Source organism: Blautia sp. MCC270, assembly GCF_018785605.1.
GTDB lineage: Bacteria > Bacillota > Clostridia > Lachnospirales > Lachnospiraceae > Blautia_A > Blautia_A fusiformis.
This window is the reverse complement of record NZ_WQQD01000050.1, coordinates 1-13,979: the sequence shown is the minus strand read 5'-3', so window position 1 is coordinate 13,979 and position 13,979 is coordinate 1. Positions and strand designations below refer to the sequence as shown.

11 protein-coding genes, 1 tRNA gene and 1 pseudogene are annotated in these 13,979 nt (G+C 44.2%); 2 read left to right on the top strand and 11 right to left on the bottom strand.

The features are described 5' to 3' along the window. Positions 1-182: 182 nt before the first annotated feature. The 7 genes from GPK58_RS11545 to fba form a co-directional block, all read right to left on the bottom strand. The gene (locus tag GPK58_RS11545; protein WP_215638679.1) at positions 183-1,880 is read right to left on the bottom strand and encodes an extracellular solute-binding protein; all 1,698 of its coding nucleotides are present in this window, start codon (positions 1,878-1,880) and stop codon (positions 183-185) included. Continuing rightward, positions 1,870-3,573 carry a sensor histidine kinase gene (locus GPK58_RS11540; RefSeq protein ID WP_215638678.1) on the bottom strand — a complete coding sequence of 568 codons (1,704 nt, stop codon included), beginning with the start codon at positions 3,571-3,573 and terminating at the stop codon, positions 1,870-1,872. Before GPK58_RS11540 ends, GPK58_RS11545 begins: the two co-directional genes overlap by 11 nt. Beyond that, positions 3,548-5,086, bottom strand: a complete 1,539-nt coding sequence (locus GPK58_RS11535; protein WP_059085412.1) for a response regulator transcription factor — start codon at positions 5,084-5,086, stop codon at positions 3,548-3,550. Before GPK58_RS11535 ends, GPK58_RS11540 begins: the two co-directional genes overlap by 26 nt. 89 nt (positions 5,087-5,175) lie before the next feature. Further along, positions 5,176-6,012, bottom strand: coding sequence for a carbohydrate ABC transporter permease (locus GPK58_RS11530; protein ID WP_021650827.1), 837 nt, complete (start codon positions 6,010-6,012; stop codon positions 5,176-5,178). After that, positions 6,012-6,860 carry a carbohydrate ABC transporter permease gene (locus tag GPK58_RS11525; RefSeq protein WP_110104281.1) on the bottom strand — a complete coding sequence of 283 codons (849 nt, stop codon included), beginning with the start codon at positions 6,858-6,860 and terminating at the stop codon, positions 6,012-6,014. The genes GPK58_RS11530 and GPK58_RS11525 overlap by 1 nt, the downstream gene beginning before the upstream one ends. A 118-nt stretch (positions 6,861-6,978) precedes the next feature. After that, positions 6,979-8,307, bottom strand: a complete 1,329-nt coding sequence (locus GPK58_RS11520) for an ABC transporter substrate-binding protein (RefSeq protein ID WP_021650828.1) — start codon at positions 8,305-8,307, stop codon at positions 6,979-6,981. 276 nt (positions 8,308-8,583) lie between these two features. Then, positions 8,584-9,447, bottom strand: a complete 864-nt coding sequence (fba, locus tag GPK58_RS11515) for a class II fructose-1,6-bisphosphate aldolase (RefSeq protein ID WP_015527136.1) — start codon at positions 9,445-9,447, stop codon at positions 8,584-8,586. A 194-nt stretch (positions 9,448-9,641) separates the two neighbouring features. On the opposite strand from fba, the gene GPK58_RS11510 reads away from it, so the two are divergent. Further along, positions 9,642-9,723: transfer RNA gene (locus GPK58_RS11510), tRNA-Tyr, on the top strand. Positions 9,724-10,452: 729 nt separating this feature from the next. Here the strand turns inward: GPK58_RS11510 and GPK58_RS11505 are convergent. Both GPK58_RS11505 and GPK58_RS11500 read right to left on the bottom strand, forming a co-directional pair. Next, positions 10,453-11,134 (bottom strand): annotated as a pseudogene (locus tag GPK58_RS11505) (NAD(P)-dependent oxidoreductase); the annotation flags it as partial. Next, positions 11,076-11,534 carry a hypothetical protein gene (locus GPK58_RS11500; protein ID WP_215638677.1) on the bottom strand — a complete coding sequence of 153 codons (459 nt, stop codon included), beginning with the start codon at positions 11,532-11,534 and terminating at the stop codon, positions 11,076-11,078. The gene GPK58_RS11500 and the pseudogene GPK58_RS11505, both read right to left, overlap by 59 nt. Before the next feature lie 164 nt (positions 11,535-11,698). On the opposite strand from GPK58_RS11500, the gene GPK58_RS11495 reads away from it, so the two are divergent. Beyond that, a complete protein-coding gene (locus GPK58_RS11495) occupies positions 11,699-12,622 on the top strand; it encodes a LysR family transcriptional regulator (RefSeq protein ID WP_015527133.1) in 924 nt (307 codons plus the stop codon). A gap of 278 nt (positions 12,623-12,900) precedes the next feature. On the opposite strand, the gene GPK58_RS11490 is transcribed toward GPK58_RS11495, so the two are convergent. Beyond that, positions 12,901-13,068 carry a tyrosine-type recombinase/integrase gene (locus tag GPK58_RS11490; RefSeq protein ID WP_110925739.1) on the bottom strand — a complete coding sequence of 56 codons (168 nt, stop codon included), beginning with the start codon at positions 13,066-13,068 and terminating at the stop codon, positions 12,901-12,903. A 175-nt stretch (positions 13,069-13,243) separates the two neighbouring features. After that, positions 13,244-13,516, bottom strand: coding sequence for a hypothetical protein (locus GPK58_RS11485; protein ID WP_021650832.1), 273 nt, complete (start codon positions 13,514-13,516; stop codon positions 13,244-13,246). Between the last annotated feature and the right edge of the window lie 463 nt (positions 13,517-13,979).

The window sequence follows — 13,979 nt, the reverse complement described above, 5'->3', positions numbered from 1 at the left end:
TGCTGTCTGAGCCGCAGGCGAGTTCTGGCCCTGCCGCAATGCTTTTAGCCGTCTCACGGAGCCCTAGTAGTATCCCCCGATGGAGTCCCTGCCCGGGCCGATGCCGCCTTCCTCTGGCGTCCCTCAACCACATCCACCCCGGACTAATGCACCTTCCTCTAGCGTCCCTCTATACATCCGCCTCACGAGTCCACAAGCCCTTCCCGGACCCGCTCCGTAAGACTGTCTCCACCCTTACGATACCAATCTTCCACAAAAGAGTCAAAAGAGCTCACAGGCATCCTCCCCATAATGATCTGGATAAATGCGTTCTTCTCCAGCAAACGCAAAGTCTGAGGAATCTCCCCGTCACCATCCCCCAGATACTTCTTCTCCGGAGCACGATAATTCGCATCCACCAGAAGCCCCACCGCCGAGATCCTGGACTTATACGCCGCCCAGGCCTCTACCGAAGGCACCTCCGCCTCAAGATACTCCTTACACGCATCAAAATAAGACGCCTCAATGGCACTGAGATCCTCCCTGGTCTTCTCATCGCCCGGACTGTAAAGAACCTCACGGATATGCTTTGTCACTATATAAGTAGCCTCATTATAGTCCACATTGATCATTAGCGGACGCGCCGTAGGATCCACATTCAAGGCAAAATAAGTGTTCATCTCATCCGCATCCTCTGCCTCATATCTGGAATGGTCAAACAACACACTCAAAATCTTCATTACAATCTCCGGATGCTCATACCCTTTACGCACAACTACATATTTATTATCTCGAAACGTAGAGTATGCCTCCACAGTCCTCTTTACATCCGCAGTCAGATAATACGGTTCCCAGTCTGCCTCTTTATTCTTCCGATACTCATCCATAAGAGGATTATTCGGAGTCCACCAGAGCCCGAAAAACGCTCCGCATTTTCCATTCACCACAAGATCACGGATATTATTCTGTGCACGTAAAGCAAAATCCGAATCCAGTATTCCCTGCCTGTAAAGCTCTCTGAGATACCCCAGAGCCTCCTTTGTCTCCTCCGTCAGCGATCCATAGACAATTTCTCCATCTGCATTTTCAATCCACTGCTGCGGATATGCCCCGAACTTTTCAAACACAGAGTCCACCGAATAGCTGGTGCTGACCGTGCCCACAAGTCCCGGATCACAGACAAGTCCCACAGGATCTTCACCATCCTCTGCACCCATCCGGTTTTCCTGAAACGCACGGATCACTGAAAAAGCCTCTTCCAGTGTCTTCGGTTCTTTCAGTCCCAGCTGCTCCATCCAGTCACGTCTCAGCCATAAAAGCTGCGGCCCATCATCAATGGCAGTCTCCGGAAGTGCATACAGTTTTCCGTCAAAAGTCCCGGATGCCAAAAGTTCCTCTCCATAGCTCTCATACATTTCCTTTATTTTATCGGAAGCGCAGCTTTTATATACTTCCGTCAGATCCTCGATAAGATCATTTTCAACCAGTTCTTCCAGAGTTTCCCTGTCCGACACCAGAAAAATATCCGGAAGATTCCGATCTTTGACCAGGATGTTCAGGGCTTCGTCATACCGCTCCTCACTCTCCATAAAAACATTCTTATTCTGAATATTCAGTGTTTTTTTCAGATACCGGGTATATGCATTGTCCTCATAAGTCTGCCCGTCCGGAAGATTAGAATTATTAGCCCCTTTCATCTGTCCCAGAGTATAAGTTACAAGCTCCGGATATTTCCCCAGAGGCATGGTTTCTGCCTGTTCCCAGCTCTTACTGCTCTTTTCGGACAGAACATCTATATCTGTTTTTTCCATTTCTGCAGTTCCTAAAGAACACCCCGTCAAAAGTGCCAGGCTCAGTATCGTACTCAGAAATACCACTGTTTTTCCCAGACTAAGTCTCATCTTTTTTTACCTCTTTCGGGATCCTCATATCAACGCTTGTCCCCTCACCTACCTTGCTCAGGATCCGGATGGCATATTTCTCTCCATATAAAATGCACATACGGTCATTGACATTTTTAAGGCCATAGCCTTTTGCCTGATATGTGAGCAGCTTTTCTGCCTGCTCCTGCTCCATCCCTATTCCGTTATCTTCAACCCGGATCACTACATCTCCATTCTCTTCAAAGAAATAAAGTTTCAGAAGCTTTTCCCCTTCCTCCTTCACATCCAGGCCATGCTCCAGAGCATTCTCAACGATGGGCTGCAGGGCAAGCTTCGGAACCAACTCCTGCTGCACAGACGGATCGATATTCCACTCCACCTTAAAATCATTGTCATGCATGATCAGCTGGATTTCCAGATAAGCTTCGATATTCCGAATACAGGTTTCCACAGTCACCATATCTGCTCCCTTACTGAGCGCTGTCCGGTAAAATGTAGATAATGCCAGTGTCACACGGCTGATCTCCTTCTGACGGCTCTTAATCGCCATCCAGTTTATAATAGAAAGAGAATTATAAAGAAAATGGGGATTGATCTGGGCAGTCAGCGCTTTCAGTTCAAATTCCTTCAGAGCGATCTTATTTTCATACACTTCTTCGATCAGTCGATTAATTTCATCCATCATATGGTGAAAGCTTCTCACCAGCTGTCCTACCTCATCTCCAGAATCACTGTAAACCGTAACTTCACGGCTTCCCTGGTTCACCTGTTCCATATTTCTGGTAAGCTGCTCAATCTTTCTGGTAAACAGCTTAGAAAACGTCATTCCAAGCACAATGATGATCACAACACAGAAGCCGATCAGTGGGATCTCACTGATCAATACTTTTGAAACCGAGCTCTCGATCACAGCCGGAGGTTTGTAAAAATAATAGGTCCATCTTGTTTCATGTCCGCTGCTGCTGACATAGGTATATTCTTCCCTCAGACGATCCAGCTTTTTTGCGGTTTCTTTCTGTGCTGAAATATCACTGGCCGCCAGATTTTCTCCATGATAGACGATATTTTGCTGATCATCCACCACAAAGCCGCCGGAATTCCGTTCAATAATATTAGCCAGAGGCTGGAATACTTTTCCGTAATCCAACAAAATACAGAGCACAGCCTCCCTGATCTTACCATCATATATTTCCCTGACTGCCGCGATCTGACGATTATCCCGGTCCACGATCCACTGAACCGTCACGGTATTATTTAATTTGTCACTCCACCATTCCCCATCAACCTCTGAAAGCGGAGCCAAGGTATATTCATGGCGCACGGAAATGCTTTCTGCAAAAAGATGTATCCCCAGAATTGCTTCGTGGTAGGATTTCGGCACCGTCAACAGCGGATCCACAACTTCCGTATACTGTTCATATGCAGTATAACGATCCATATCTTTGTTGAAGATCACCTCCTGGATTTCAGGAGAATAGGTAAGATAATTCAAAAGGCTGGCATAAATTTCGATCTGCCCGTCAATGTTTTCTCTGGTCTGCTCCAAAATGGAGTACATATCCTCCATCTCATTTTTCCGTACAAGACTACTCATACGACTGTGACTATACAGTGCCAACACAGTCATCGGCACCAGGGATACCACCACAAGAAGATTTGTCAGCTTGTACCGGTATTTCATATTATTATACTTCTTCAGAAGACTCTTCATCCTCATTGTTTCCTTTCCGATAGGACTCCGGGCTGCTTCCGTAATATTCCCGGAAGCTCCGGCAGAAATACGAAGAATTGGCAAATCCTACCTGCTCGCTGACCATGGCTACTTTCATGTTGGTAGTTCGTAGAAGCTCCTTGGCCTTTTCCATGCGGAACACACGGATAAAACGATTCAGGTTCATCCCCGTCTCCTTCTTGAAAATAAAGCTGAGATAGCCGGACGAAAGGTATACCTTTTCTGCCAGTGTTTCCAGATTCAGATCTTCCGCATAGTGATTGTAAATATAATTTTTGACTGCTGCCACCTCATCTCTGGATTCGCTCATGGAACGGTCTAGGAACTCCTCGTACTGGCGGATATTTTTTTCTGTAACCTCAATGATCTCCTGAATGGTAGAACAGCCATACAGATGATCCACCTCCAGATCCAGCCTGTGCTCTCCGGCAAAACGATTCTCCTGAAACAGCTCCCTTATCACATTGGAAAAAACAAATTTCACATACATGGCCGAAAACTGGGTATTGGACTGATATTTGGATGCCAGGCTGCGGAAATGGCTCCACAGCTGCTTCACATCCTTTCTGGAAATATCTTCTGAGATTTTTTCCATGAGCCTGGAATCCTGCTCCTCTTCTCCGGTATTTTTTTCCTCGTCCTCCTCGCTGGTATAGACATGAATATCCGGATGATAAAATTTTTCTTCCATCTGCTGCTCCAGCTGTTCCATGATTTCCGGCAGTTCCTGATATCCGTCAAAACGCCGGCTTACAGCCAGATGAAAGCGAACAGGATGAAGACGCTTCAGAAGATTATAGACATTTTTTGCCACAAGGACATAATCACAGTACACATCCTTAAAAAGAAGCAAAGACTGACGGCCATTAAGATTCAAATAGAAGAAAGAACGGCGAAGCTCTTCCCGGATCTCAAGGGGAACCTCATCACTGGCAGAATCAAAAAAAGCTTCATCCGATTCAATAAGAATTGCACAGTGCCACTGCTCCCAGACAGAAAAATCCACAATTCCTTCCGCTTCCTTCAGACGCTCCTGATCTCCGGAATAAATGTAGCCCAACAGAAAATACTGCTGAAGAAAGCTCTTTTCTTTTATGGACTGCTGCTCTTTATTTTTCCGGGATGCGATCTCCTTCTGGATCTTCTGTATGGTGTCATGAAAGCGGTCCGGATCCACCGGTTTCAGTACATAATCCGTCACACCATAGCGGATCGCCTCCTGAGCAAAAGCAAAATCTCCATAACCGCTGAAAATTATAATTTCCAGATCCGGATATTCCTCTCTTGCTTTTTTTGAAAGCTCCAGACCATCCATATGCGGCATTTTGATATCTGTCAGCATCAGATCCACCGGATGCTTTCTCAACTCATTTAATGCCAGCTTGCCATTAGCCGCCTCATAAATCTCCCACTCTCCCTCCTCCATAGACAGAAGAAAGCGGATTCCGTCACGTTCCAGTTTTTCATCATCTACCACCAAAACTCTGTACATTCCTCACCTCGCCAAATATGGCCTGATCCACGTAAAAGCACGCAGATCAGGCCGTTTTTCTTTCATTTTAACATTATTCAACTAATTTGTCAGCCCTTAACAGCTCCTGCAACCACACCTTCAATGATATATTTCTGGCATGCAAGATAGAAGGCAATGATCGGAATGATGGAAAGGACAAGAACGCCCATCATCGCTCCCATATCAATGGTTCCGTAACCGCCCTTCAGATACTGGATGGCAATGGAAATGGTTTTATATTTCTTGATATCAAGTACCAGATATGGAAGAAGATAATCATTCCAGATCCACATGGTTTCCAGGATCGCTACAGTTACACAGGTCGGTTTCATAACCGGAAGAACCACTTTAAAAAATGTCTGGATCGGGGTACAGCCATCGATCATGGCAGCTTCTTCGATCTCGATCGGAATGGATTTTACAAAACCGCTGAACATAAATACCGCAAGTCCTGCTCCATATCCAAGATAAATGATGATCAGTCCCCACGGAGTATTCAACTTCAGGATGTTTGCGATCTTGGAAAGAGTAAACATTACCATCTGGAATGGTACGACCATGGAAAACAGGCACAGCATGTACATGGTTTTTGTCAGCGTGTTGGTAACACGGTTGATGTACCAGGCACACATGGAGGTACAGAGCAGAATTACCGCAACAGAAAATACTGTGATAAATAATGTCCATCCAAATGCCTGGAAAAATCCGGTTTTTGTGAGACCATTTACATAGTTTTCCAGACCTACGAACATTTTATCCGTTGGGATCGCAAAGGGATAACGACTGATGTATGCTTTTTTCTTAAAAGAATTAATCAAAACCAGAAGGATCGGGAAAATATAAGCAACAGATACCACACTCAGGATCGCAGTCCACAGACCGCTGAATTTTACTTTTTTATTCATTACTGCTGTACCTCCTTACTTCTTGTGAGACGATTCTGGATCATGGCAATTGCTCCAACCAGGATAAAGAAGATCACGGCCTTCGCCTGTCCTACACCTTCCCATCCGGTACGTCCATAGAAGGTATTGTAAATATTCAGTGCAAGCATTTCTGACATATTGGAAGGCTCACCATTTGTAAGAGCAAGGTTCTGGTCAAAAAGCTTGAAGGAGTTGGTAAGTGTCAGGAAAGTACAGATGGTGATGGACGGCATGACCATAGGAATGATCACATGCTTCAGAAGCTGTCCTTTGTTCGCACCATCGATCTGTGCAGCCTCGATCAGTTCACCCGGGATATTCTGGATACCTGCAATGTAAATGATCATCATATATCCGATCTGCTGCCAGCACATCAGGATCACAAGACCCCAGAATCCGTAAACAGAAGAATATGTAAGTGTTTTATTGATCTGAAGAAGCAGACCGTTTAACAGAAGCTGCCATACATAACCAAGGATGATTCCACCGATCAGGTTTGGCATAAAAAATACAGTACGGAATATATTGGTTCCTTTGATCTTCTTGGTCAGAAGCAACGCAACTGCAAAACCGATCACATTGATCAGAACTACTGATACAACCGTAAATGCGGTGGTGTACCATAATGCATGTCCAAAGGTTCCATCCTCAGTAAAAATCTTCACATAGTTCTGTAATCCCACGAATTTTGCATCCGTTACTGTGGTAAATTTACAGAAGGAAAGATATACGCCCATGATAAAGGGAACGATAAATCCAATGGTAAATGCCAGCAGGGTAGGCAGGACAAAAACCGGAAAATACTTTTTCATCATCTTATTCTGCATGTTTTCTCTTCCTTTCTCCTGAGGATGCATCCTTCCCTACTTTACACATCCTCTCTTCATTAAAAGAGGCAGGCGGAAACCGCCCACCCCTTCGTGATCACGTTTCAGTTATACCTTATCAGCCTTCATTTGCTGCTTTGTACTCTTTTGCCCATCCGTCAACAAATGCAGTTTTCACAGCATCCCACTCGCCGGTACCCTGTGCATACTCAAGCATTGCACTGCCGACCTGGTTTTTCCACTCTTCAGAAGGCATGGTTGTAAAGTTCCATGAAACCGGAGTTTTACCAGCTTTTACATATTCGTCGGCTGCTTTTACAAGCGGATTTGCAGACTCATAATTCTCATCAAAGGTCTTGAATGGTGTTGTAAATCCCATTTCCTGGCTTATAGATTCTCTTCCTTCATCACTTGTGATAACCCAGCTGAGGAAATCAAGAGTTGCCTGGATATCCTTCTCATCTGCTTTTTTGTTTACGCACCAGTAGTTCTCACTGCCTGTGCAAAGTCCCTGGTCCTCTTCACCATCTACACCAATATAGATTGGAAGCATTCCCATATCCTCGTCTGCTACTTCGTTATCTTTGATGTTATCATAAGCCCAGGTTCCATTCTGATAGAACACAGCCTCTCCAAGACCAAATTCAGCATTTGCATCATCGATAGTCTTGCTGGAAAGAAGGCTTGGCTCACAGGTAGAATCTGTGATATAAAGGTCAAACAGGTTCTTGAAGTTGTCAAGATAGGTCCCTTTGATCGCATCTGTGGATGTGATTCCGTCTTCTTTGTACTCATAATAAATTGGAAGGTTTGCAAGGTGTGTCTTGAAGCGCCAGTCACTGGAAGAATCAAAGCCTGCGGAAGTAAATGCACCGTCAACTCCAAGGTCATCTTTCTTAGCCTGGATATCATCTGCAACCTTCTTTAATGTCTCAAAATTGTTGATCTCATCTGCAGACTTGATCACAGCGCCATCCATCTCACAGTATTTCTTAAGAAGCGCTTTGTTGTAAATAATTCCATATGTTTCAATTACATAGGCGATACCGTCAACTGCACCGCTGTCCTCCTTCAGTACGAAATCGTCACTCTCCACATTTTTATAAACATCGCTGTCTTTCAGGTCATAGCAATAATCCTTCCAGGATGCAAGTCCAACTGGTCCGTTAACCTGGAACAGTGTCGGAACCTCATCCTTGGCCATCTCTGATTTCAGAGTAGACTCATAAGTTCCGGAAGCAGCTGTAACAACGGTAACCGGTACACCAGTCTCATCGGTGTATTTCTTTGCCAGGTCTGACCACTGATCTGCCTGCTCCGGTTTAAAATTCAGATAATAAACAGAGCCTTCACTGTCATCCCCCTTTGCCATAGCCGGAACTGCCGGGATCATAGTAGCTGCCATCAAAGCTGCAAGACCAAATGCTGTTGCTTTTTTCATTCTCATAATCGTACCTCTCCTTTACCTTATATGATATTCAATTTGTTTCGCGGATATGCTTAAAACGTCCATTTCGCATATTCCTGACCGATAAGCTTCAAATCAGCTTCTCGATTAACTTGATATTATTGTAAATCGAAGAGGTCATTTTCACTATATAAAAAAATCAAGAAACATGTTGATTTTTTTATATAGTAAAAATATTGATATTTTATCATGAAAAAAGAAGCCGGAACAGGCTTGCTCCCATTCCGGCTTCTTCCATATATTATTTTCGATTCATCATGCTTTATTGACAGATCCGAAAAGCTCCATTTTCTCTTTAACAGTAGCTTTGATCGCTTCTGCTCCAGGTGCAAGAAGCTTACGTGGGTCATATCCTTTACCCTGCTGATCTTTACCCTCTTCAATGTATTTACGTGTAGCTTCAGCAAATGCAAGCTGGCACTCTGTATTTACATTGATCTTGGAAACGCCAAGGCTGATCGCTTTCTTGATCATGTCTGCCGGGATACCTGTACCACCGTGAAGAACAAGCGGCATATCTCCTGTCAGTTTCTGAATAGCATCCAGAGTCTCAAAGCTTAAGCCCTGCCAGTTAGCCGGATATTTTCCGTGAATGTTACCGATACCAGCTGCAAGGAAGTTGATTCCGAGATCTGCAACTCTCTTGCACTCCTCAGGATCAGCGCACTCGCCCATACCAACAACACCATCTTCCTCGCCACCGATAGAACCAACCTCTGCCTCAAGAGACATGTTGTGCTCAGCAACGATCTTAACCAGCTCTTTAGTCTTAGCTACGTTCTCATCGATCGGATAATGAGATCCGTCGAACATAATGGAAGAGAAACCAGCCTCAACACATTTCAGGCATCCATCATAGCTGCCGTGGTCAAGATGAAGAGCAACCGGAACAGTGATGTTCAGCTCTTCCATCATACCGTTAACCATACCTACAACAGTCTTATAACCTGTCATGTATTTACCGGCACCCTCGGAAACACCAAGGATTACAGGAGAGTTGAGCTCCTGAGCTGTCTGAAGGATAGCTTTTGTCCACTCAAGGTTGTTGATGTTGAACTGACCAACTGCATAATGGCCTGCTTTTGCTTTTTTCAGCATTTCTGTTGCGTTTACTAACATGATAAAATCCTCCTAACCTGTATTAGGATACGGAAAAACCGTGTCCTTTATATCCAACCGTACTCATAATAGCAGATTTCCTTTGGTAAGTCCAGTATTTTACCAAAAATGCTGATGCTGTGGGAATTATTATTTTTTTTGAGAAAAAGCTTGCAATTTTATCAAATGTTATGTATAATATATTTGTTGTTCACGGATGGATTCCCGAGTGGCCAAAGGGGGCAGACTGTAAATCTGTTGGCACCGCCTTCGAAGGTTCGAATCCTTCTCCATCCAGCGAATTTAGCTCTTACATCTTTGCGATGTAGGAGCTATTTTTTTGTGCAAAAAGAAAACCGCAAAGGGGCCGCAAAGCCGCGGCCCCTCTGCACACCCCTCGGGCTTTTTTTAAGGAGTTCTTGGTTGTGGATGAGGGGAGGGTGTTGACTTGTGTCTGTATGCTTGGATATTGGATGTGGGACGCTGTGCCGATCTGGTTCCTGTATGCTTCGGTGTTGGTTGTGGGATGCTGTGCCGATCTGGTTCCTGTATGCTTCGGTATTGGTTGTGGAGCGTTGTGCCGATTTTTTCTTATATGTTGTGTTTTTTTGTCACTGGGCAGGATGTACATTCGCTTCTATTCTCTGTTCTCTGCGGTTGAATTTTCAGCCGGGGATGTGGCAGCGGTATGGGCTGCTGCGGAGGAGGTGTGATACTGCTTAGGCTGCGGGGATCGGCGTTATTGAGACAGGGGCTGCTGTCTGAGCCAGAGGCGAGTTCTGCCCCTGTCTCAATGTTTTTAGCCGATTTCCGGAGCCTTATCAGTATCCGCCGACGGAGCCCTGCCCGTACCGCTGCCACATCCCCGGCGTACGGTTCATTCCATCCACCACAATAAAGGATTGAAAATAACAACCTGTGCGGTTCATCCCACCACACAAAGAAAAAGACGGCCACCCCAAAAAACGAGACAGCCGTCCTTTCCTCACACATCATACATAGGAAATCGAAACACCGAAAAAAAATCTATTTGTTAACTCTGTTAACCGTATTACCATCCAGAAAAGCCTTGATATTATCAACCGTAATATCCATGATCCTCTGTCTGGAAGCCTGCGCAGCCCAGGAGATATGCGGAGTGATGATGCAGTTTTTAGCCTTGAGAAGCGGATTATCCCCCCTTGATTGGCTCAGTAGAAACAACATCAAGACCAGCAGCATAAACCGTCCCACTATTCAGAGCATCTGCCAGATCCTGCTCAACAACAAGCTGACCACGGCTGTTGTTGATAAGGATAACTCCATCCTTCATCTTCGCAATATTCTCTTTATTAATCATACCCTCTGTCTCCGGGAAAAGCGGGCAGTGAAGGAAGATCACATCAGACTGTGCAAACAGCTCATCAAGAGAAACATACTCCGCAAGCTTGGCACCAGCCTCACTCTAATAAACATCATAAGCAAGAACCTTCATATCCAAAGCATTAAGCAGCTTAGCAGTAGCCTGACCGATCCTTCCAAGACCAATGATACCGGCAGTCTTTCCGTAAAGCTCGATCATCGGATAATCCCAGTAGCACCAGTCATCATTATTCTCCCATTTACCGGCCTTAACAGTCTCATCATGATGGCCATAGTGAGAGCAGATCTCAAGAAGAAGACCAAGAGCATCCTGGCCAATGATCTGAGTACCGCTCTGCTGTATGCTCATCCGGTCCGATCGCCAGAAGTCCGTCTGAGTCTCCTACAATGATATCACCAGGATTGATAGCGATTCCTGCGATTCCTCTGGATTTTGCGTAGTTGCTCATGATCTCACCGCAAAGTGCTCTGCTCAGGCTTCCTTTGTTTTCAAGAACGATAACATCTCCCGGCTGAGCCATATCCAGTGCTTTATGAAACAGAAGATTATCTCCTGCCGGTGCATTTACTGTAAATGCAGTTCCCAGAAGTCTTGCCTTCGGGTTCAGCGGGAAAATACTGGAATCTACGGCAGCGATCCTTCCACAGTTATCATCAATATTTGCAACCGGAATCCCACGGAAGGCTTCTACTAATTCTTTTGACGGTCTTTCAAAATTTCGTCTGATCCTACATCCTAATGCCATATGAAAACCTCTCTTCTTTTGATTTTCTTTTTTAATTGTATTTATCATATCATACAAGCTTACTATTGAATAACGAATAATTTCTCTGTATAATATAAATAATTTTTATATTATCAAAGCTTAAACCACCCTATAGACAACACCAAAGAAAAGGAGCTGTTCATATGAATCTTGCTGAAATCGAAACCTTTCTCACCATTGTAAATACCAAGAGCATCACCCGTACAGCGGATCTTCTTTTTCTTTCCCAGCCTACTGTCAGCCACCGGCTCACATCTCTGGAGAACGAACTGGGTTTTCCCCTTGTGATCCGTCAGAAAGGCCACAAGCAGGTGGAACTGACTGCCAAGGGAACGGATTTTATCATCCTTGCGGAACGCTGGATGTCTCTCTGGAAGGAAACTATGGAGCTGCAGCGCAATCAGGATTCCCTGCTGCTTACCATCGGCTGTACAGACAGCCTGAACGTAGCTGTTTTCGCACCACTGTATGACAGGATCTTAAATGAGCAGACCAAGCTGGACCTGAACATCGAGTCCCATCACTCTTCAGAGCTCTACGGTCTTCTTGGAGAACACAGCATTGATATCGGATTTGTCTACCACAAATTGCATTACAAGAATATCATAACAGAGAAAATCTTCGAAGAAAAACTTTATCTGATACAATCGGATCAGCCAGTGATTCCGGCTCCGGCAATACATACCGATGAGCTGGATCCATCCCTGGAGCTGTTTTTAAGTTGGGATGACAATTATCAGATCTGGCATGACCGCTGGCTTTCCTCCGCTTCCAGGCCTCACATTGCGGCAGATACCATCACACTTTTGGACCGTCTCTGGAAAAAACCGGGAAACTGGATGGTCGCACCACAGTCTGTGATCCTGGAGCTTTCCCATTACCGGCCTCTTTTTATCAGTGAACTGAAAAACACACCGCCAAACCGTGTCTGCTATAAGATCAAGCATAAATATCCAAAGTCCACTAGCAAACGTGCCGTGGAATTCTTCGAAAATGCACTGGAAGACTTTCTTGCAGAATCCACTCCGTCCTTCCCGATCGGCCAGGTATGGGAACGACAGAAATAAAAAAAACGGTAAGCACAAGTCCGTCAGGAAGATTTTCTGCTTTACCGTTTCTTCTTATTATATTATTTATACCAGGATTTTTGATCCACCGCTTTCCGCCACATAAAGCAACAACGGGCTTCGACTTGTTTCATCATATATCAAGAACACTTTGTTTACAAGGATTTTCAGCATTTCCATGAAAAACAATATTTCGTCTGATTGCGTCTATTTTCTTTTATTTGTCACAAAAATTGTCATAAAAGAGCCACGCCCGATAAAGGGAATGGCTCTGATTATTACATTATATTTTCAAGCTTTTTTATTTCATTCTGTACTCTTGCAGCATCTACGTGATTGTATATGTTCATTGTAATGCTTATGTCACTATGTCCCATAATCATTTGTAAAACTTTGATATCTAGGCCAGCTTCTGCACATCTGGTGCAAAACGTATGCCTCAGCATATGTGGATGTGTCAAGTATAGGACAAAAAAATTTTATTTTTTTCTGCCGAAGACTATCTGACGTTTCCATCAGGTAGTCCCAGCACCTTTATTATCTTCTGATAAATCATTCTTGTCCTGCTCAAGTTATCTCTGTTCTGAAAAAATATCGTCAAAATTCCATTCGATTTCAATTTCATCCTGAATCAGAGAAACAGCAGCACCCGTCACTGCAATCAGCCCCACTCTCCAGTTCATACAGGTAAGCCACAAAAGAATACAGATAAAATTCAGATGCGCACTGTTCCATGTACATGTCTGAAAAACAAATCATCACACCTGGCATTACTCGGTAAACCGTCATAACGCCCTCTCCTGTCGCATCATTTAACATAAGAACAGCGCAATTCTCATTCTGAATCACAGGCTTCACATTACTTCCAAGACTTGCAATTTCATTTACATTCAAATTTCTTCTCCTTTCACATAGTGGTATTTCTTTGTATTAGTTTCATCTAACCTTTTTTTCTATTATCTTAACATGAGAATCGAGCATTATCCAGACCTGAACGGACGACAATAATCCATTTAGACAAAAATAAAGTTCCAGACTTATTATCTGAAACTTTATTATAAATCCAGCATCATTGCATTACTTCACACAACGGAAATATACCATAGAACCGTCAACATGGATATCCGTTTCTTTATATAGTTTTTGAAGGATATCTCTCAGCTCTTTCTCCGTCTGAAACGGTGGAGAAAACCACCCTTTCTTTGCAAGAATATTTTTTACCAGCCAATCTGTCCGTTTCGATTTTCCCCTGATTTGACACTCCCCACAGCTAAAGTAGGGGGATTCTTGCTTCTCCCACTACTGCATTGGCAAACACCTTACGGTACTGCAATGTCTTACACAGTGTCCACAAGCT

What these genes read in the sequence shown, in the direction of transcription:
- fba (WP_015527136.1), bottom strand. Translation starts at nt 9,447, where the DNA reads ATGTTAGTAAACGCAACAGAAATGCTGAAAAAAGCAAAAGCAGGCCAT.
- GPK58_RS11530 (WP_021650827.1), bottom strand. Translation starts at nt 6,012, where the DNA reads ATGAATAAAAAAGTAAAATTCAGCGGTCTGTGGACTGCGATCCTGAGT.
- GPK58_RS11520 (WP_021650828.1), bottom strand. Translation starts at nt 8,307, where the DNA reads ATGAGAATGAAAAAAGCAACAGCATTTGGTCTTGCAGCTTTGATGGCA.
- GPK58_RS11535 (WP_059085412.1), bottom strand. Translation starts at nt 5,086, where the DNA reads ATGTACAGAGTTTTGGTGGTAGATGATGAAAAACTGGAACGTGACGGA.
- GPK58_RS11540 (WP_215638678.1), bottom strand. Translation starts at nt 3,573, where the DNA reads ATGAAGAGTCTTCTGAAGAAGTATAATAATATGAAATACCGGTACAAG.
- GPK58_RS11490 (WP_110925739.1), bottom strand. Translation starts at nt 13,068, where the DNA reads ATGCTGAGGCATACGTTTTGCACCAGATGTGCAGAAGCTGGCCTAGAT.
- GPK58_RS11500 (WP_215638677.1), bottom strand. Translation starts at nt 11,534, where the DNA reads ATGGCATTAGGATGTAGGATCAGACGAAATTTTGAAAGACCGTCAAAA.
- GPK58_RS11525 (WP_110104281.1), bottom strand. Translation starts at nt 6,860, where the DNA reads ATGCAGAATAAGATGATGAAAAAGTATTTTCCGGTTTTTGTCCTGCCT.
- GPK58_RS11545 (WP_215638679.1), bottom strand. Translation starts at nt 1,880, where the DNA reads ATGAGACTTAGTCTGGGAAAAACAGTGGTATTTCTGAGTACGATACTG.
- GPK58_RS11495 (WP_015527133.1), top strand. Translation starts at nt 11,699, where the DNA reads ATGAATCTTGCTGAAATCGAAACCTTTCTCACCATTGTAAATACCAAG.